This is a genomic window from Bacteroides parvus (genome assembly GCF_017309675.2).
GTDB lineage: Bacteria > Bacteroidota > Bacteroidia > Bacteroidales > Bacteroidaceae > Bacteroides > Bacteroides uniformis.
In genome coordinates, this window is record NZ_CP084680.1 from 4169665 (window position 1) to 4189406 (window position 19742).

17 protein-coding genes and 1 tRNA gene are annotated in these 19742 nt (G+C 46.4%); 4 read left to right on the forward strand and 14 right to left on the reverse strand.

Features of this window, described 5'->3' with window-relative positions:
- Positions 1-11: 11 nt before the first annotated feature.
- The 7 genes from JXR92_RS17105 to JXR92_RS17135 form a co-directional block, all read right to left on the reverse strand.
- On the reverse strand, positions 12-497 hold the full coding sequence (locus JXR92_RS17105) for a hypothetical protein (RefSeq protein WP_117600034.1): 486 nt from the start codon (positions 495-497) through the stop codon (positions 12-14).
- 5 nt (positions 498-502) lie between these two features.
- On the reverse strand, positions 503-1306 hold the full coding sequence (locus JXR92_RS17110) for a MotA/TolQ/ExbB proton channel family protein (protein ID WP_117964113.1): 804 nt from the start codon (positions 1304-1306) through the stop codon (positions 503-505).
- Between the two features lie 77 nt (positions 1307-1383).
- Positions 1384-1471: transfer RNA gene (locus JXR92_RS17115), tRNA-Ser, on the reverse strand.
- A gap of 162 nt (positions 1472-1633) precedes the next feature.
- Positions 1634-2413, reverse strand: a complete 780-nt coding sequence (locus tag JXR92_RS17120; protein ID WP_138345773.1) for a TatD family hydrolase — start codon at positions 2411-2413, stop codon at positions 1634-1636.
- An 8-nt stretch (positions 2414-2421) separates the two neighbouring features.
- Positions 2422-3123, reverse strand: a complete 702-nt coding sequence (locus JXR92_RS17125; protein WP_131225390.1) for a hypothetical protein — start codon at positions 3121-3123, stop codon at positions 2422-2424.
- Positions 3124-3139: 16 nt separating this feature from the next.
- Entirely contained in the window at positions 3140-4114 is a 975-nt protein-coding gene (locus tag JXR92_RS17130) for a polyprenyl synthetase family protein (protein WP_117600078.1), read from the reverse strand.
- Between the two features lie 80 nt (positions 4115-4194).
- On the reverse strand, positions 4195-4881 hold the full coding sequence (locus JXR92_RS17135; RefSeq protein WP_117600030.1) for an energy transducer TonB: 687 nt from the start codon (positions 4879-4881) through the stop codon (positions 4195-4197).
- A 262-nt stretch (positions 4882-5143) separates the two neighbouring features.
- On the opposite strand from JXR92_RS17135, the gene cmk reads away from it, so the two are divergent.
- From cmk to pfkA, 3 genes are all read left to right on the forward strand, one after another.
- The gene (gene cmk / locus JXR92_RS17140; RefSeq protein ID WP_138345769.1) at positions 5144-5839 is read left to right on the forward strand and encodes a (d)CMP kinase; all 696 of its coding nucleotides are present in this window, start codon (positions 5144-5146) and stop codon (positions 5837-5839) included.
- Between the two features lie 7 nt (positions 5840-5846).
- Positions 5847-6713 (forward strand): 4-hydroxy-3-methylbut-2-enyl diphosphate reductase, encoded by an 867-nt coding sequence (locus JXR92_RS17145; RefSeq protein ID WP_117964110.1) that lies wholly within the window; start codon positions 5847-5849, stop codon positions 6711-6713.
- 140 nt (positions 6714-6853) lie between these two features.
- Positions 6854-7834, forward strand: coding sequence for a 6-phosphofructokinase (gene pfkA, locus JXR92_RS17150; protein WP_005827137.1), 981 nt, complete (start codon positions 6854-6856; stop codon positions 7832-7834).
- Positions 7835-7894: 60 nt separating this feature from the next.
- On the opposite strand, the gene JXR92_RS17155 is transcribed toward pfkA, so the two are convergent.
- The 7 genes from JXR92_RS17155 to JXR92_RS17185 form a co-directional block, all read right to left on the reverse strand.
- Positions 7895-8734, reverse strand: a complete 840-nt coding sequence (locus JXR92_RS17155; protein ID WP_138345767.1) for an SDR family oxidoreductase — start codon at positions 8732-8734, stop codon at positions 7895-7897.
- 36 nt (positions 8735-8770) lie between these two features.
- The gene (locus JXR92_RS17160) at positions 8771-9994 is read right to left on the reverse strand and encodes an NADH:flavin oxidoreductase (RefSeq protein ID WP_138345765.1); all 1224 of its coding nucleotides are present in this window, start codon (positions 9992-9994) and stop codon (positions 8771-8773) included.
- 65 nt (positions 9995-10059) lie between these two features.
- Positions 10060-10830: a DUF1295 domain-containing protein gene (locus JXR92_RS17165; protein ID WP_138345763.1), complete on the reverse strand. Its 771-nt coding sequence runs from the start codon at positions 10828-10830 to the stop codon at positions 10060-10062.
- Between the two features lie 242 nt (positions 10831-11072).
- Positions 11073-12734, reverse strand: a complete 1662-nt coding sequence (locus JXR92_RS17170) for an IS1182 family transposase (RefSeq protein WP_138346716.1) — start codon at positions 12732-12734, stop codon at positions 11073-11075.
- A 160-nt stretch (positions 12735-12894) separates the two neighbouring features.
- Positions 12895-14238, reverse strand: coding sequence for a citrate/2-methylcitrate synthase (locus tag JXR92_RS17175; protein ID WP_131225394.1), 1344 nt, complete (start codon positions 14236-14238; stop codon positions 12895-12897).
- A gap of 12 nt (positions 14239-14250) precedes the next feature.
- Positions 14251-15411, reverse strand: coding sequence for an NADP-dependent isocitrate dehydrogenase (icd, locus tag JXR92_RS17180; protein ID WP_138345024.1), 1161 nt, complete (start codon positions 15409-15411; stop codon positions 14251-14253).
- Between the two features lie 3 nt (positions 15412-15414).
- Entirely contained in the window at positions 15415-17658 is a 2244-nt protein-coding gene (locus JXR92_RS17185; protein ID WP_131225396.1) for an aconitate hydratase, read from the reverse strand.
- A 132-nt stretch (positions 17659-17790) separates the two neighbouring features.
- Between JXR92_RS17185 and JXR92_RS17190 the strand changes: the two genes are divergently transcribed.
- Entirely contained in the window at positions 17791-19686 is a 1896-nt protein-coding gene (locus JXR92_RS17190) for an AAA domain-containing protein (protein ID WP_131225397.1), read from the forward strand.
- The last annotated feature ends 56 nt before the right edge of the window (positions 19687-19742 follow it).

The following is a 19742-nucleotide window of genomic DNA, read 5'->3' on the forward strand; positions in this document are numbered from 1 at the left end:
ACCTCAATCGGTTATGATAATTTCTTCTTAATGCTACTAAAAATGATTGCCAAGATTGTACCAGCAAACAAGATATAGATAGAATAGAGGAACATATCAGTAAGCTTCAACCAGAAAGGAACATTTTCAGTTCCGCTATAACCCGGAATAACGAGTGGCTCTTCACTACCCATAGCCCAAGAAATAACAACAACTGCAACCAATATAACCAAACCGATCAAAGATTTCAACGCTGCTCCCGGATTATCTTTCAGTGCAGATCCAAATTGGAACACAACACCAACCACGGTAGCAATAATAGCTATAAAGAACAAGACATACATCAAATAAATCAATGCGTCTGTCTGAGCCGGTTGCCACATTTCTGCGTCAACACTCATCAATACTGCATCGCCCTGAGCATCTCCACCGAAGTAGAACAAGCCTAACACTACCAAGATGATAGCGAACATGACATACAGTACGTAGTATGATACTTTATATGATAACTTAGCCATCTTAATTATTTTTTGTATTTCAAGTCATATTTGATAACCATATCCAACAGTGAGATAGAAGAATCTTCCATTTCACTTGTCAAAGCTTCAATCTTAGACAAGATATAGTTGTAGAATACCTGCAGAATCAAAGCAACGATCAAACCGAAGATAGTAGTGATCAAGGCAACCTTCATACCACCTGCTACAACCGTCGGAGAGATATCACCTACCTGCTGAATCTTATCAAATGCCTGCACCATACCGATTACAGTACCCAAGAATCCCAAAGACGGAGCCATAGCGATGAACAGTGTAATCCAAGAGCAACCTTTTTCCAAGTAACCAGCTTGTACACCACCATAAGATACTACAGACTTTTCTACTACGTCAATACCTTGGTCAATTCTCATCAGACCTTGATAGTAGATAGAAGCAATAGGACCTCTTGTGTTACGTGCGATGTCTTTAGCAGCTTCAACGTCACCTTTTTCCAAAGCAGCTTCGATAGCAGACAAGAACTTCTTTGTATTGATTTCAGCCAAACTCAAATAAATGATACGTTCAATACAGAATGCAAGACCGATAACCAATGCGATAGCTACCAAACTCATGAAAGATGCAGTACCTTCAATGAACTTTGTTTTAATCTCTTTGTGGATACCACCTTCTGCAGCTTCCATAGCGGCAGGAGCAGCAGCGTCAGCAGCAGGTGCTACAGCTGCTTGTTCAGTTTGTTCAGCTGCAGGAGCATCTTGAGCCTGAGCAAGTTGAGTTGAGCCAAATGTTAAGACTCCCATCACAGCAACAATTGCAAATAACTTTTTCATTGTGTGTCTAATTTTTAAGATTAATTAATTAATTTATTTATTATAATTTGTTGTTTTATCTCCATTTTATCACATTGCGGAGAGACGGGGATTCGAACCCCGGATACCCTTTAGGGGTATACACGCTTTCCAGGCGTGCCTCTTCAACCACTCGAGCATCTCTCCAATAGACGCCTTTTCTGAAATCGGGTGCAAATTACAAAAAAAATGCGAACCACAAGCGTTTTCAGCTACAAATGTATTCTTTTTTTTGTTGTTCTGCCTCATTCTCCCCGTTTTATATTAAATAAAATCTCAAAATTAATAAACTTTAAAATCTTAAAGAGCTTATTTGAGCATTCCGAACACTTTTAAAGCGTTATCAGAAGTAACCTGAGCCACCTTTTCAGGAGAATTCCCATAGATTCCGGCCACCTTTACCAAAGTATCCTTAACATATGCGGTTTCGTTCCTCTTGCCTCGATTGGGAACCGGAGTCAGATAAGGGGAATCGGTTTCCAGCACGATACGTTCCAAAGGAATATTCTTCAAGACTTCGGGCAAAGTTGATTTCTTGAAAGTCACCAAACCATTTATTCCTATCATAAAATCCGCAAATTCCATAATCCTGCAGGCCTCTTCCGAGGTCCCCGTAAAACTATGGAAAATTCCTTTCAAAGGAGTCTGCCGATAAAGTTTCAACACATTATATATATGGTCGAACGCTTCCCTACAATGCAGCACTACCGGCAAATCGTATTCCAAAGCCCACTCAATCTGCCTGCCCAACGCCCTTTGCTGTTCTCTGAGAAAAGTCTTATCCCAATACAAATCCATACCAATTTCACCAACTGCAACAAATTCGTTCGATGAGGCCAGCTCCCGGGCCACTATATCCAACTCCTTTTCATAATCCGCATCCACAGACGTGGGATGCAACCCAATCATTGGATAGCAATACCCCTTATATTCACGACACACCCGAAGCATAGGCTTTATGGTGGTACTATCGATATTGGGCATAAAAATATGCGTGACTCCTGCCTCACGGGCACGGGCCATCACTTGGGGCAAATCCCCTGCAAACTCTTCTAAAAAAAGATGGGAATGTGAATCAATCAATCTCATTCTTCAACTTACTCTTTGCGTTTTTCACCAGTACGATAATAATAGATTATTCCATAATCACGGCATAAATCCAACCGTTTCTCATTAGGAGTAACCTCCTCAAATTTTTTTTCCACCTGGTTCCATATATGCAGAATCAACTCATCCGCTTCTGCACGCATCGAAGCCAAGGTGTCCAAACTGCGGGCTGTTAAAAATTGAAGATTCTTTTGTTTCTCATAACTATCCATGAAAATATCATAATGCACCCTCACTTTTGCAATCGTAGGGTTATAAATGGGAATTCCTCCCTGAGATATACGCTTGTTTTCCCCATCCACGATTTTACGCCCCCACTCTGCCAAAGCAGGCTCTGTCGATAAATCAGGCACATTATTGTTGCTTGTGTCCAAACCGTAATATTCCTTATGAGCAATACGCACTTCAGAACGGATGACAGCTAAATTCAACACCTGGATAAAATGAGAAATATACAGACGGGCAGTCTTTACATTAGCCTGATGCTTACGTCCCGCCCGAGCCTGCCGCTCAAAACAGTCGGCATAATAAGCTTGCGCAGCTTCAAACTTTGTAAGAAAATTCCGCGCATCAGTCAATACCTTCAAAGATACGGCCAAATCATACACATTACATATATCACCCTTGACGACCACTGCTTTCAGCGCCCGTATTCTCGCTTGATCTGTATTAGGCAATCTTCTATAAGGCATTTCTCCCGGATTTAAGTTACACTTCCCGATGCATCAAGTTAGCCATCAAGCTCTTCAATTCTTCCTTCTTTTCATCCGCCACGTTCACCGCCAATAAACTTTCCATTGCGCGCTCACAATACTCTTCCATTTTTTTCTCACACAACTCCTTGACACCAATCTGGTTATACAGTTCCGTCACCGCAGCAACCTTCTCCTCCGGATTGAATGAAACAGCATCCACCCAAGCATTCAAATAAGTCAACTGGCCTTCATCCGCATGTTCAAAAGCCTTTATCAGCATGTAGGTCTTTTTATTGCACAGAATGTCACCTCCAATATTCTTTCCAAAGACGGCAGCATCGCCATAAACATCCAGGAAGTCATCTTTCAACTGAAAAGCGACACCCAAGTTCATGCCAAAATCATACAACAGCTCCGCATCTTCAGAAGAAGCCCCTCCCAAAAGAGCACCAATCTTCAGACTTGCAGCCAACAATACCGAAGTTTTCAGACGAATCATTTCCAGATACTCCTCTGCCTTCACATCTTTCCGATGTTCAAACTCCATATCCAGCTGTTGCCCTTCACAGATTTCAAGTGCGGTCAAGCTAAATATATCCATCACTTCTTTCAAATGTTCAACCGGGCATTGAGCCATAAACTGATAAGCCAATACAAGCATTGCATCCCCCGAAAGAATGGCAGCATTGTCATCCCAGACTTTATGTACTGTATCCTTGCCACGGCGACGGTCTGCACGGTCCATCAAGTCGTCGTGCAAAAGAGTATAATTATGATACACTTCAATACCCATTGCAGGATTAAAAATACGGGTAATATCCTCCTGATACAGATTGTAGGCCATCAACATCAATACCGGACGGATTCTTTTTCCACCCATGGACAGCACATAGGTAATGGGAGCATATAAACCTTGAGGAGTACGGGTAAACTGCAATTCTGCAATATGAGAATTTATTCTTTCTAAAAGCTCGGAAGCTGTAAACATGACATTTTCAGAATTTAGGAAATAGCGGATAATGAAAAGAGGCTGCATTCCGGCAGCCTCTCCCACTTATAGATATTTTATTACTGCAATCTAAACATTACAGGTACAGTATACTTAACGCGAACGGGTTTACCACGCTGCATACCAGGCTTCCACTTCGGCATACCCATAATCACGCGGACAGCTTCTTTGTCCAAATACGGATCAACACCTCTCAAAACTTTAGCATCTACAATACTACCATCCTTATTAACCACGAACTGTACAGTTACACGACCTTGAGTTCCGTTTTCCTGTGCAATAGTAGGATATTTGATGTTCTTGCTCAGATACTGCATCAGACCAGCCATACCACCATTCGGAAATTCAGGCATCTGTTCTACCACTTCGAAAATAGTCTGTTCTTCCGGTTCTTCTTCTTCCACTGCTACGGGAACATATTTAATTTCCACAGCCTGGTTCAATTCTTCAGAAGATACGATAGCAGTTTCTTCCACGTCAGCATCGTCCTCAACAATAGTCAAGGTTTCTGCAATTGCAGGAGCTTCGGGGGGCGGAGGAGTAACCTGCTCCGGTTGTTCCGTAATAGGAATAATTTCCTCTTCAAATACTAAGTCGGCAACAGCCTGGCTCGTATCAATCTTGATGTCACGCTTTGTCCACTCGAACGCAACAAACATGAAAGCGAGCACAATCACATAACCGACAAGCAGCCAAGTCGACTTCTTACTCTCCAAGTCTGCCTTAGGTGATTTCTTAATTTCCATAATTTATAATATAATTTTAGTGTTTCTCATTTGGGGCAAATATAGCACTTTTCCCAAGAATGTTCACGCACTGCTGTTTTTTTTTACACAATAGGCGCTCCATTTTCATTTTTTTAATCCTTCAAAAGCCTCCATGTGCTTTTGTGCCACAAATGTAACGAGATATTTTAAAAATACCGTATCTTTGGCAAGAATTTTAAATGAAATATTGAAATTTTCTGTTTTGCAGGTGTTATACCTATATAACTATAGTATAAAAGTCATGAGAAAGATAACAATAGCAATCGACGGCTTTTCCTCTTGCGGAAAAAGCACTATGGCCAAAGACCTCGCCCGCGAAATCGGCTACATATATATAGATAGCGGTGCCATGTATCGGGCAGTAACATTATATAGTATGGAGAATAGTATTTTCCAGGGTGACCGCATAGATACCGAAAAACTTAAAAGTCTAATAAAGGATATACATATTTTTTTCCGCCTGAACCCCGAAACCGGACGCCCGGACACCTACCTGAACGGAATAAATGTAGAAAACAAAATCCGTACCATGGAAGTGTCTTCACGTGTCAGTCCCATTGCAGCATTGGATTTCGTACGCGAAGCTATGGTGGCACAGCAACAAGAGATGGGCAAGGCCAAAGGCATCGTTATGGACGGGCGCGACATCGGCACTACCGTTTTCCCGGATGCCGAGCTGAAAATTTTTGTAACTGCCAGCCCCGAAATACGGGCACAACGCCGCTATGATGAACTGAAGGCCAAAGGGGAAGAAGCCAGCTTTGACGAAATTCTGGAAAATGTGAAACAACGGGACTATATTGACCAAAACCGGGAAGTAAGTCCGCTGCGCAAAGCTTCTGACGCTTTATTGTTGGACAACAGCCACCTGACCATTTCCCAACAAAAGGAATGGCTGGCCGAACAATTCGAACGGGTTATAAAGGAGAAGAACTGAACCGGATATGGCAAAAGTAGAAATAGACGAAGGCTCCGGCTTCTGTTTCGGAGTTGTCACCGCAATAAACAAGGCAGAAGAGGAACTGGCGAAAGGAGGAACCCTTTATTGTCTGGGAGATATCGTGCACAACAGCCGTGAAGTGGAACGCCTGAAAGCAATGGGACTGATTACCATCAACCATGAGGAATTCAACCACCTCCACAACGCCAAGGTGTTGCTTCGCGCTCATGGAGAACCCCCCGAAACTTATGACATTGCCCGCCGCAACAATATAGAAATCATTGACGCAACCTGCCCGGTCGTACTCCGCCTGCAAAAGAAGATAAAGCAAGAGTATGTCCAGGAAGACGGCCAAGACAAACAAATTGTCATCTATGGCAAAAATGGACACGCCGAAGTACTGGGACTGGTAGGTCAAACTACGGGAAAGGCCATCGTTATTGAAAAGCAGGAAGAGGCAAGGAAACTGGATTTCAGCAAAGACATCCGGCTCTATTCCCAGACCACAAAATCTCTGGACGGATTTCAAAACATTGTAAAATACATAGAGGGACACATCTCACCGGAAGTTACTTTTGAATCATACGACACTATCTGTCGACAAGTAGCAAACCGGATACCCAATATCCGAAAATTTGCCGCTTCCCATGATTTAATATTCTTTGTTAGCGGTAAAAAAAGTTCCAACGGCAAGATGCTGTTCAGTGAGTGTAAAAAAGTCAATGCCAATTCACATTTGATAGACAGTGCCGAAGAAATAGATAGTTCTCTGTTAGCCGGTGCCAATTCCATCGGTGTCTGCGGAGCCACTTCCACCCCTAAATGGCTGATGGAAGAAATTTCAGAAGCCATAAAGTCAAAACTTAAATAACAGTTTGTCATCCTTTTGGAACAGCAAATTAACGTAATTTATTAGTCACGGCCTCAGCTTTTTCCTTATCTTTGCGGCATGAAAAAATAGTCCAAATCTATTTTTCATCATGATTATTAATACTAAACAAAAAGATTGTTATGGGAACAGTTAAGTGCATTGGTATCTTGACATCAGGAGGTGATGCTCCGGGAATGAACGCAGCCATACGTGCCGTGACACGTTCGGCTATTTACAACGGACTTTCAGTTAAAGGTATATATAGAGGTTACAAAGGTCTGGTAACCGGCGAAATCAAAGAATTCAAAAGCCAAAATGTCAGCAACATCATCCAGCTGGGTGGTACAATCCTGAAGACAGCCCGCTGCAAAGAGTTCACGACTCCCGAGGGCCGCCAGATTGCTTACGACAACATGAAGAAAGAAGGCATTGACGCCTTAGTGATTATCGGAGGCGACGGTTCGCTGACCGGTGCTCGTATCTTTGCACAAGAGTTTGACGTGCCTTGTATCGGGCTGCCGGGAACTATCGACAATGACCTTTATGGAACAGATACCACTATCGGCTACGACACCGCGCTGAACACGATCCTGGATGCTGTGGACAAAATCCGTGATACAGCCACTTCCCATGAGCGCTTGTTTTTCGTAGAAGTCATGGGACGCGATGCCGGTTTCCTCGCTCTGAACGGCGCCATCGCCTCCGGAGCAGAAGCAGCCATTATCCCGGAATTCAGTACGGAAGTAGACCAACTGGAAGAATTCATCAAGAACGGTTTCCGGAAATCCAAGAACAGCAGTATCGTACTGGTAGCCGAGAGTGAACTGACCGGCGGTGCCATGCACTATGCAGAGCGTGTAAAGAACGAATACCCCCAATATGACGTACGCGTAACCATCCTCGGTCACTTGCAACGCGGTGGTAGTCCTACGGCACACGACCGTATCCTTGCCAGCCGTCTGGGCGCAGCCGCCATCGACGCCATCATGGAAGGACAGCGCAATGTCATGATAGGCATTGACCACGATGAAGTGGTATACGTTCCTTTCACGAAAGCCATCAAAAATGATAAACCCATCAAAAAAGACCTTGTAAATGTATTGAGAGAACTGTCGATCTGATGACAGACAGTTCAGGTACCCCATAAACAGAGAAGGCGACATATGCGCCTTCTCTGTTTTTTACAACCATTTCTTCACTATATTTTCCGTCCTCTCCCACAGTTCTTCCATCTGTACATGCCGGGTATACTTCTCCGAAAGAGACTTGGGACGGCAACTGGCATTCAATGTACCCGTACGTTTACCGGCATCCTCATCCAGCAATAAGCCGACAGCCGTTGCAGCTCCCTTACGGGGAGTACGGATAAAAGGTCTGAAAAGCATATCTGTCAGCGGGTCGAACCACATATGCATGGTGATGATATTGGTAGACACAATCCCCGGGTCGGCCGCATTCACAACAATACCTTTGTGCTTGACGCGACTGGCCAAGTCGATGGTGAACAGAGTCAATGCCAGCTTCGTGTTGCTATATATAGGAATGCGCCAAAAGCCACCCTTCTTTCCCCGGAGGAAAAAATCCGGAAAGTCAAGATGACCGATGGCATACGTACAAGATACCATATTCACAATACGGCTCCCCTCTCCCATCAATGGCAGCAGCTTGCGGGTCAGCAGGTAAGGCCCTACATAATTGACACTCACCGTCCGTTCCAGTCCGTCTTCGGTAATGCGGCGTTCCGTTTCCATGGTTCCGGCATTGTTCATCAACAACGCCAACGGCTCTCCCCGCTTCAACAGATGCTCTGCAAATGCGGCCACTGAAGCCAGAGATGCCAAATCAATGGGAGCAGTCTCAATACGCGGATTACCGGTTTCACGCATCAGCAGTTGCCGCTTGGGTTCGGCAGCTTGGGGGTCACGGCATGCCATGATGACCTGATAGCCGGCAGTTGCCACTGCGCGGGTAATTTCCATGCCCATGCCACCGTCTGCCCCGGTTATAACAGCTAAATTCACTTTAATAATTAAAAATTGAAAATTAAAAACTAAAAATCAGCCTTTCGCTTCGATTTTCTCTATCTCCCTTTTCAGACAAGGTGGAAGCTCCTCCTTCAAATGCTGATGGCATGCCATCTCGATGGAATACATCCGGGCAATGCAATAATTACTATGCTGGCAGTTGCAACGTGCATTCTCTTCGGCACGCATGCGGTTGACGAACCCCGGCTCATTGAGCAGAGCACGTGCCATTTGCACAGCCTCGAAGCCGTCATCCAGCACCTCATCTATCTTGTCCCTGGAAACCAGGCCACCCACATAAACCAACGGTATCTTCAAGGCGGCACGGAATTTCAAGGCATCTTCCAGGAAATAGGCTTCCTTAAACGGTACGCTCGGTATCATCCATTTGCCTACCATGCGTACACCGTATTTCAACCACCAGCAGGTCATGTAATGCGTCATGCTGCGGATAGGCATTTCGCCCCGCATGACATACATCGGCGCCTTACTGACGAACCCACCGCTCAAGACCAGCGCATGTGCTCCCGACTGCTCCAGCCTCCGGGCCACCTGCATCGTCTCGTCCAGCTCCATCCCTCCACGGAAACCGTCGCGCATGTTCATCTTCACCAGCACAGCCATATCACTGCCGGCAGCCTTCATCACTTCTTCCATCACCATATCCATAAAACGCATACGGTTCTGCAACGAGCCTCCGAACTCGTCTTTCCGATGGTTGGTGGACGGGGACAAGAACTGGCTGATGAGATAGCCATGCCCTGCATGAATCTCTACAGAATCAAATCCGGCCTCCCGTGCCAGATTCACCGAACGTCCATAAGCGCGCGCCATCTCCGGCAGCTCATCGGCACGAAGTCCGCGCACAAAAGTAGGAGAATAAAGATTGAAACCGGAAGATGCACCGACAGGCATACAACCGCAAATACTCTTATGGGACATATTGCCACAGTGTCCCAACTGGATGCCTGCCGCAGCCCCCTCCGCATGTATGGCATCAGTCAGCCTACGGAGTCCGGGGATAATCTCAGGACGCATCCACAACTGGCGGTCAAAAGACAAGCCGCTCTGAGTAACTGCCGCATAAGCAACAGTAGTCATACCTATACCTCCCGCCGCTACCGACCGATGATAGTCGAGCAACATGTCCGACGGAGCGTTTCCGGGACACATGCTCTCGAAAGCAGCCGAACGGATGGTACGGTTACGCAAAGTCAACGGTCCGAAAGTGACGGGGGTGAATAACTTGGATTCCATCGTTATGAGTTATGAGTTATAAGTTATGAATTATTCATTTTCCATTTTCAACTCTCCATTTTCCATTAATAAAGAAATGGAATGATGCGTTTGCGCTTTCCTACCGCCTCATCACCAAACTCCTCCCGATAACGGCGGTGAATGGCATCGGCACGGGGAACAAGGTTGGCAAACGTCCACCAGACGAACACCCAGGCGGCGGGAGAAGCTGTGAGTATGGCAAACCCCGTCCATTCCACCAGTTCACCGAAGTAATTGGCAGAAGTGACGTATCGGTAAAGTCCTTTTCCGGGAAGATAATGCTTCGTATCACCCGGCCTGCGCAGATGACGTATCACATAGTCAGAATGCAAATTGACGAACATACCCGCAAAAAACAGAATGACTCCCAACAAGGCATGAGGTTTCAACAAATAGGCCCAGCCATCGGCATACAAGCCTTCGGGAGCGAAATAGAACAAACCGCCCGCCTGCATCATCCCGTTCAAAAGGTTGAAGACGATACCCATCGCCATAATAGCTACCGGCATCCGGCTTTTACCTTTCAGCAGGAACGGAAAAATAAAGGCCCGCTGAAGATAGTGCAACTGAAACAGCAGGAAGAAGAAATATACCGGCACGGCAAATCCCGCTCCACTCTTCCCCCACAACCCAAACATGACGATGAATACCGGCGCTTCCATAAGCACCCACGCCAATTTATTATTGATGGAGATTCCCCACGAGGCAGTACGGAACATGCCATAACCCGCTTTGACAAAATAGAGTGCAATAAAGACAACCAATGCCACAGCACTCATTACCCACAGAAATATCTGAAAAGTTTCCTGATTCATAGTTCTTTATTTATGCGAAGCAAAGATAAAGAAAACTCACAACAAACAAATCGTTTTCCCCGGATAATTGTTTTTTCATGCAAAAACCAGTGTTTTTTACTGAGAAGATTAAGCAGTAGAGATACGAAAATCTAATCGTTCCATCATGGAGTAAATTTCATTCCACCATGGAGAAAAGAGGTTGTGTCAAAACGTTGGCACAACCTCTTTTATATTTTAAGTTCTGCTATATTTTCTTTTGGCTATGCTACTTTTTCCTCATGCATTTGGCAGCAAGTTGCTATATTCCAATTATATCGGGTTATAAATAGTCCCATAAACAAATATTTGGCAACTGTAATGAGCCCCTTTCCTTCTTTTATCAGTTTAGCGCACATTTTTTTGATATTAAAGGCTATAGCAAAGAAAGCAAAGTCCATTGTAACCTTGTCTTCTCCCACATGCCGGAATCTTCTGTATGCCATGTTGTATTTCATTTGTCCAAACACAGCTTCTGGTTCTATACACCTCCTGCCTCTATGCTTGATACCTTCTTCTGAGAGCAACCTTTCCCGTGCCTGCCGTTTGTATTGATTTAATCGGTGGTTGACTTCTATAATACGGTTCCCCCGAGCTTTAAAACAACTGCCACGCAAAGGGCAACCTTCGCATCTTTTTGCTTTATACCGGGCACTTTCGGTGATGTATCCGCTCGCTGTCTTGTCACGTTTGGTTCCTATACGGTTCATGTGCTGTCCCATAGGACAAACGTAATAATCCTCTTGGGCATTGTAATGGAGACTTTCGGCATGGAACGGGTTGGGAGTATAACGGGGACGCTGTTCTTTATGGAAGTAATTGTACTTGATGAAGGCTTCTATCCCATTCTCCTGCATGAACCGGTAATTTTCTTCCGAACCGTAACCGGAGTCTGCCACGCAGATATTCGGTAAACGGTTATAGCGGTACTGGAAAGAGTGGAAAAAAGGTATGAGGGTCAGTGTATCGGTAGGGTTGGGAAACAGACGGAAGTCTGTGATAAATTGGTTTTCAGTACCTATTTGCAGATTATATCCGGGTTTGGTCTGCCCGTTCTTCATGGCATCTTCTTTCATGCGCATGAATGTGGCACCAGGATCGGTCTTGGAATAGGAGTTACGTTCTCCAAGGGTATCAAGGTGATTGTCATATTCTATCAGCTTGTCACGATACCCTTCAAGTTCCCTGACCTGCTTCTTCTTTTTGCGCAGGGCTTTCTTTTCTTCCTTATCCTTTGTTGCAGGCTGGCGTTCCAGGGCTTCTTTAAGTTCATCCACTATGTCAGAGAGCCTGCAGGAAGTAAACTCCACGGATGTGTCTTTTATAGAGTTCTCCTGTGCAATGGTTTCATCCACCTGCTCCAAGAGAATACGGATTTTATCCATTAGTCTCGTACGGTTCCGTTCGACTGTCTTGCGCCAGACAAAAGCATATTTGTTGGCTTTGGATTCAATCTTGGTGCCGTCAATATACTCCACATCAAGGCTGATGAAACCTTTATCGGCAAGGACAAAAATCAACTGGGTAAATACATTATTTATTTCCTCCTTTACACGGTTACGAAAACGGTTGATCGTGATAAAATCCGGATGCTCATTACCGGCAAGCCAAATATAATGAATGTCACGAAGGAGGTGCTTCTCTATTTTACGGCAAGAATAGATATTATTCATGTAGGCGTAGATTATCACCTTAAGCATCATTTTAGGATGATAAGGACAACGGCCCGTTTCCTTATAAAGCTTCTTGAAACTCTCAAGATTGAGGTTGTCAATAACAGCATTCACGATGCGGACCGGGTCGTTCGCAGCTATGTTTTCATCAATTCTTTGTGGAAAAAGAACGGTTTGGTTGGGAATGTAAGGACGAAAATGTAACTTTGCCATAACGAAAAACTTTATGCCTAAAGATACGAAAACTTTGGGTAATAACAAAGCCCGGGCTTGAGAAAGTCTGGGCTTTGCGCATAAAAAAAGGCTGTGTCAGCATTTTGACACAACCTCTTTCCCCCGTGATGGAACGATTTAAAAGATACAAGTCTAATCCTTACCGTTTCTTAATGGGCACATAAGCCACCTCATCCAAAACATTCTTATAGGCAGGACGGATAATACGCTTACCTTCAAAGTTCAATTCTTCATTGCGATGTGCACACCAACCGACAATACGTGCCATGGCAAACAAAGGCGTGAAGATTTCCTGCGGCAGCCCAATCATCTCGTAGACAAAGCCCGAATAGAAATCCACATTGCTCGAAACCGTCTTTCCATTATTCTTCACACGGCCAAACACATCAATGGCGCGCTCCTCGAGCAGTTCAAGGAAAGCGAACTCACGTTCTTTCCCTTTTTCGCGGGCAAGGTCGCGGGCAAGCTCCTTCAGCAGAATGGCGCGCGGGTCGGAAATGGTATAGACGGCATGTCCGATACCATATATCAAACCGGTCTTGTTATAGACTTCCTTGTTGAGCATGCGGGTGAAGTAAGTATCAATCTCATCCACGTTCGTCCAGTCCTGAATGTTTTCCTGCAGATGGTGGAACATATCGGCAACCTGAATATTGGCACCTCCATGAAGCGGCCCTTTCAAGGAACCGATACCTGCCGCTATCGAAGAGTAAGTATCCGTCCCGGTAGAAGAAGTGACACGTACGGTAAAAGTGGAGTTGTTACCACCACCGTGCTCGGCCTGAAGAACCAACAGCAGGTCGAGTGTGCGGGCATCCAGCTCCGTGTAGTCCTTCTTCAGCATATAGAGGAAATTCTCGGCAATGGAAAGGTTTTCCTGCGGATGGCGGATATGCAATGAACGGCCATGGGTGGCATGGCGAAGCATGTTATAGGCATACGCAATGATGGTCGGGAATTTCGAAATAAGCTCAATGCTCTGCCGCATCAGATTATCGCGGGAAGTGTCATCTGCATCAGGGTCAAAACGATACATCTCGAGCACGCTGCGCGCCAGGATGTTCATAATGTTGTTTCCTTCAAGTTCAATGATATTCATCTTGGTCTTCTGTTCCAGCGGCATGTTGTCGTTGATGAGCTCACGGAAAGAAGAGAGTTCTTCCTTGTCGGGCAGGCGACCGGAAAGCAACAAGTAGGCAATTTCCTCAAAACCGAAACGCTTCTCTTTGATGATGGCGTGTGCCAAGTCATCCACATCATAACCGCGGTAGAACAATTTGCCGGGAATAGGCTTCAGCCCTCCACCGGGGATGCGTTCATAGCCGACCACATTGCCTATTTTGGTCAACCCCACCAAGACTCCCGTGCCGTCCTCATTACGCAAACCGCGCTTCACATCAAACTTCCTGAACAGTTCATTCTCAATCCGGGTAGCTTCCTTCAAATCTTCGGAAAGCTTGTAAATCAGATACTCCTTCTTCATAATCGTTTCGTTTTATTCGTTATTCCCATTTTCTATTCTCCTTACAATCTCCCGGGTGAAAGCCGAAGTGGACAGCGAGACGCCACCCGGCATAAAACGGGCCAAGTCGGCAGTAGCACGGGCTTCTGTGAAACTTTGCTCCAAGGCGTTCTCTATAAGAGAGGCTGCTTCCTTCCAACCCAGATATTCAAGCATCATCACAGCGGAAAGGATGATGGAACAGGGATTCACAATGTCTTTCCCGGCAATGTTCGGAGCCGTCCCGTGAGTAGCCTCAAAAATGGCATGCCCCGTTTTATAGTTGATATTCGCACCCGGTGCAATGCCGATGCCGCCTACCATGGCAGCCAGTTGGTCGGACACATAATCGCCGTTCAGATTCAACGTGGCAATCACGGAATATTCTTCAGGGATAAGCAACGTGTTCTGCAAGAATGCATCGGCAATGCAGTCCTTGATGACCAGACGCCCTTCTGCCAGCTCTTTACCAAACTCACGTTCTGCCAGTTCGTACCCCCACTTCTTGAAGCCGCCTTCCGTAAATTTCATGATGTTTCCTTTGTGTACCAACGTCACGGAAGGCAGATGATGCTCAAGGGCGTATTGGCAGGCGGCACGCACCAAGCGCTCTGTTCCTTCTCTTGAAACGGGCTTCACGCCAAACGAGGAGGTTTCGGGAAAACGGACTTTTGTCACCCCCATGTCATCATGGAGAAAACGATAGAACTTTTCAGCCTCCGGAGTTCCGGCTTCCCATTCGATGCCTGCATAAATATCCTCGGTATTCTCACGGAATACGTACATATCCACCTTCTGCGGCTCTTTGAGTGGAGAAACAATGCCCTTATACCAACGTACCGGACGTTGGCAGACATACAAATCGAGCGTCTGACGCAAGGCTACGTTCAAGGAACGGATACCTCCGCCGACGGGAGTTGTCAAAGGACCTTTGATGCCCACCTTATAGGTACGGAAGGCTTCCATGGTTTCGTCCGGCAACCAGGAACCGGTTTCGTGGAAGGCACGTTCTCCTGCCAGCACTTCTTTCCATTCAATGCCACGCCGGTCACCATAGGATTTCTTGACAGCGGCATTCACGACAGCCTGCATGGATGGGGTCACTTCTGCTCCCACCCCATCGCCGGTAATAAAAGGTACAGTAATTTTTTCCATATTCTATCTTGCATTAAGTGCAGAACCGGCCCGGAACCAGGCTATCTGCTGTTCGTTATACGTATGTTGTACTTCAAAACTTTCTTTACTCCCGTCCTCGTGATGAAGAACCACCTTCAACGTGCGTCCCGGAGCAAAATCTTTCAAACCCATGACAGAAATCAGGTCGCGTTCCCGAATCTTGTCATAATCGGCCTTATCCGTAAAGGTCAACGCCAACATGCCTTGTTTCTTTAAATTCGTCTCATGGATACGGGCAAAGCTTTTCGCCAAAATGACGCGTACATTCAGGAAACGTGGTTCCATGGCAGCATGCTCACGGCTGGAACCTTCACCATAATTCTCTTCGGCAACGACAATGGAAGGGATGCCTTCGGATTTATACAATTTCGCCGTGCCTGACACCGTTCCATAGGTATTGGTAGAGCGATTCCAGACACTATTCGTCTCTCCATTGAAAGCATTGACAGCTCCCATCAGCATATTATCCGAAATATTCTCCAGATGTCCCCGGAAACGGAGCCATGGCCCTGCCATGGAAATGTGGTCGGTGGTACATTTCCCCTGCACTTTAATCAATAAAGGCATATTCAGCAAATCCATGCTATCCCAGGCAGGGAAGGGAGTCAGCAGTTGCAAGCGCTGTGAATGAGGATTGACCGTAATTTCCGTCTGTCCTTTGCCTGGAGCAATGTATCCTTCCTTTCCTCCTATAAACCCGTGTGCCGGCAGTTCTTCACCGACCGGTTCGGACAGTTTCACAACCTCTCCTTTGGCATTGACCAGCGTATCCCTCAACGGGTCGAAACAAAGGTCACCGGCAATGGTCAGCGCCATCGTTATCTCCGGGGAAGCGACGTAAGCAAAAGTGTTGGGATTTCCATCGGCACGTTTGGCAAAATTACGGTTAAAAGAGGTGACGATGGAATTTTTGCGTTCGGGGTCATCAGTATCGCGCTTCCACTGGCCAATACAAGGTCCGCAGGCATTCGCCATTATCGTTGCGCCAATATCTTCGAAAGCGGCAATCATGCCGTCGCGTTCAGCAGTGGCACGTATCTGCTCCGAACCGGGGTTGACAATCAGCGGAGAAGCAACCTTCAAATTCTTTTCCTTTACCTGCCGGGCAAGGGAGGCTGCGCGGCTCAAATCCTGATAGGACGAATTGGTGCACGACCCTATCAGGCCGACTTCCATCCGGCGGGGATAGTTATTGGTTATCACTACCTCGGCAAATTTCGATATCGGTGTTGCTGCATCCGGCGTAAAGGGCCCGTTGATATACGGTTCCAATAGCGAGAGGTCTATTTCAATGATGCGGTCGTAATATTTTTCCGGATTTGCCAGCACTTCGTCGTCGGCGCGAAGGTCGGCAGCTACGGAAGCAGCCATTTTTGCCACTTCTTCACGTCCGGTAGCCTTCAAGTAGGTACCCATACGCTCATCGTAAGGGAAAAGGGAGGTAGTCGCCCCCACCTCTGCCCCCATATTGCAGATGGTAGCCTTTCCAGTGGCAGACAATGAAGCGGTTCCCGGTCCAAAATATTCAATGATGGCATTGGTTCCCCCTTTTACAGTAAGAATACCCGCCAACTTCAGAATAACATCTTTGGGAGCTACCCAGCCACTCAATTTACCCTTCAAGTGTACGCCTATCAGACGCGGCATTTTCAGTTCCCATTCCATGCCGGTCATCACATCCACCGCATCGGCACCACCCACACCAATGGCCACCATGCCCAAACCTCCGGCATTGGGCGTATGAGAGTCCGTGCCTACCATCATTCCACCCGGAAATGCGTAGTTCTCCAATACCACCTGGTGAATAATGCCTGCTCCCGGCTGCCAAAAACCTATGCCATAGCGGGAAGAAACATCACGGAGAAAATTATAGACCTCCTCGTTGGTCTTCGTAGCAGTCGCAACATCTTCTTTTGCACCTTTATATGCTTGAATCAAATGGTCACAATGCACAGTGGAAGGCACGGCAACCTGCTCACGGCCTGCATTCATAAATTGCAATAAGGCCATTTGAGCCGTTGCATCCTGCATGGCCACACGGTCGGGACGGAAATTCACATAGTCTTCTCCCCGTCTGTAGTTCTTCACTTTATCCCCATCATACAAATGAGCATACAAAATTTTCTCCGCTAAAGTCATCGGACGCCGCAGTACGTTCCGTACGCGTTCTATCTTCTCCGAATAAGCGGCATAAAACGTTTTGAGCATCGTTAAATCATATACCATAACCACTATTTTTTAGTTTTTCATTATTGTAAAGATTACAAATTAATATCATAAACAAATAAAAAGGCTGAATAGTTTAACAAAATAAAGCATTTTTTCCGTCGGAAGCGAAGAATGATTACCTTTGCAACCATGAAGGAACAAGATTCAAATAGTCCTATTATTCACCTCCAGCAGCAACAACTTTTGCTGCGCATGGAATACGAATACGAAAAAGAGGAATTCAAACGCCAAACCGAAAACATGGGAGTTGCCCGGAAAGTGAAACGGGGACTTTGCTGGTATCCTGCCACTCCGGGACGAAGTTACTATAATTCACTGAATCAATTAGTAATAGAAATTACACACACAGAAAATACCGATATAGAACATAATTTTGAGTTCGGCCGTCCCGTATGTTTTTTCCGCCAGTCTGCCGATGGGAAAATAACCTATATGAACTTCACCGCTACCGTAAGCTATGCCGACGAGACACGGATGGTAGCGATAATGCCCGGAGCCGGTGCCGTTATGGAAGTGCAGGAAACGGACAACCTCGGCGTGCAACTTTATTTCGACGAAACATCCTATCGGACCATGTTCGAAGCCTTGGAAGATACGTTACGCTCCAAAGGCAACCGCCTGGCCGAATTGCGGGACATATTGCTGGGAACCTCGAAAGCCGGTTTCCGAGAGCTCTACCCCGTACGGTTTCCCTGGCTGAACTCCACGCAGGAGACAGCTGTAAACAAAGTGCTGTGTGCCCGCGACGTGGCCATTGTACATGGTCCTCCGGGAACCGGAAAAACGACCACCTTAGTGGAAGCCATCTACGAAACCCTGCATCGGGAACCGCAGGTACTGGTATGTGCCCAAAGCAATACCGCCGTCGACTGGATTTCGGAAAAACTTGTGGACCGTGGCGTCAATGTCCTGCGTATCGGCAATCCGACCCGTGTCAACGACAAGATGCTTTCCTTTACCTACGAGCGTCGTTTCGAGAACCATCCACTTTATCCGGAACTGTGGAGCATCCGGAAAAATCTCCGTGAACTGGGCAGCCGTGCCCGCCGTGGCAGCTATGACGAACGCGAAGGAGTACGCAGCCGTATGAGCCGCCTGCGCGACCGCGCCACCGCATTGGAAATACAAATCAATTCAGAGCTTTTTGATGGGGCACATGTCATAGCCTCCACGCTGGTAAGCAGCAATCACCGGCTGCTGAACGGACGCCGTTTCGGCACCCTTTTCATTGATGAAGCAGCCCAGGCCTTAGAGGCTGCCTGCTGGATAGCCATCCGAAAGGCAGACCGCGTGGTGTTGGCGGGTGACCACTGCCAACTTCCGCCCACCATAAAATGCTACGAAGCCGCCCGTGGAGGTCTGGAACGAACATTGATGGAGAAAGTGGTGTCCAACAAACCTGCCGTTGTCTCTTTGCTGAAAGTGCAATACCGCATGCACGAGGAAATCATGAAATTTCCTTCCCAATGGTTTTATAATAGCGAGTTGGAAGCCGCTCCCGAAGTGCGTTACCGGGGCATCCTGGACTGGGATACCCCCATCCACTGGATTGACACCTCCGAAATGGATTTCAAAGAAGAATTTGTGGGAGAGACTTTCGGGCGCATTAATAAGGCGGAAGCGGACCTGCTCCTATCAGAACTGAAAATCTACATCAACCGTATCGGTGGCAACCGCATTCTGGAAGAAAAAATAGACATCGGCATCATCTCCCCTTACAAGGCACAAGTGCAATATCTCCGCAGCAAGATAAAGGCAGACGCTTCACTCAAGCCTTATCGCAGCTTGTTCACTGTAAATACGGTGGATGGCTTCCAAGGGCAAGAGCGCGATGTTATCTTCATTAGCCTTGTCCGTGCCAACGAAGAAGGACAGATAGGATTCCTGAATGATTTAAGGAGAATGAATGTAGCCATCACCCGGGCACGTATGAAGCTGGTAATATTGGGAGAGGCAGAGACGCTGAAACATCACGGTTTTTACCGGAAGCTATTGGAGTTTATTCAAAATATAGGGAATCAATAATAAAGAAATACCCCCTCCGGTAACACCGAAGAGGGTATTTCACCTATTTATATAAA

Bases quoted from the DNA above. Each gene is read 5' to 3' on its own strand.
- JXR92_RS17110 (WP_117964113.1), bottom strand. From the start codon at position 1,306: ATGAAAAAGTTATTTGCAATTGTTGCTGTGATGGGAGTCTTAACATTT.
- JXR92_RS17125 (WP_131225390.1), bottom strand. From the start codon at position 3,123: ATGCCTTATAGAAGATTGCCTAATACAGATCAAGCGAGAATACGGGCG.
- JXR92_RS17120 (WP_138345773.1), bottom strand. From the start codon at position 2,413: ATGAGATTGATTGATTCACATTCCCATCTTTTTTTAGAAGAGTTTGCA.
- JXR92_RS17160 (WP_138345765.1), bottom strand. From the start codon at position 9,994: ATGGAATCCAAGTTATTCACCCCCGTCACTTTCGGACCGTTGACTTTG.
- cmk (WP_138345769.1), top strand. From the start codon at position 5,144: ATGAGAAAGATAACAATAGCAATCGACGGCTTTTCCTCTTGCGGAAAA.
- JXR92_RS17190 (WP_131225397.1), top strand. From the start codon at position 17,791: ATGAAGGAACAAGATTCAAATAGTCCTATTATTCACCTCCAGCAGCAA.
- JXR92_RS17175 (WP_131225394.1), bottom strand. From the start codon at position 14,238: ATGAAGAAGGAGTATCTGATTTACAAGCTTTCCGAAGATTTGAAGGAA.
- JXR92_RS17185 (WP_131225396.1), bottom strand. From the start codon at position 17,658: ATGGTATATGATTTAACGATGCTCAAAACGTTTTATGCCGCTTATTCG.
- JXR92_RS17170 (WP_138346716.1), bottom strand. From the start codon at position 12,734: ATGGCAAAGTTACATTTTCGTCCTTACATTCCCAACCAAACCGTTCTT.
- JXR92_RS17165 (WP_138345763.1), bottom strand. From the start codon at position 10,830: ATGAATCAGGAAACTTTTCAGATATTTCTGTGGGTAATGAGTGCTGTG.
- JXR92_RS17130 (WP_117600078.1), bottom strand. From the start codon at position 4,114: ATGTTTACAGCTTCCGAGCTTTTAGAAAGAATAAATTCTCATATTGCA.
- pfkA (WP_005827137.1), top strand. From the start codon at position 6,854: ATGGGAACAGTTAAGTGCATTGGTATCTTGACATCAGGAGGTGATGCT.
- JXR92_RS17105 (WP_117600034.1), bottom strand. From the start codon at position 497: ATGGCTAAGTTATCATATAAAGTATCATACTACGTACTGTATGTCATG.
- JXR92_RS17145 (WP_117964110.1), top strand. From the start codon at position 5,847: ATGGCAAAAGTAGAAATAGACGAAGGCTCCGGCTTCTGTTTCGGAGTT.
- icd (WP_138345024.1), bottom strand. From the start codon at position 15,411: ATGGAAAAAATTACTGTACCTTTTATTACCGGCGATGGGGTGGGAGCA.
- JXR92_RS17135 (WP_117600030.1), bottom strand. From the start codon at position 4,881: ATGGAAATTAAGAAATCACCTAAGGCAGACTTGGAGAGTAAGAAGTCG.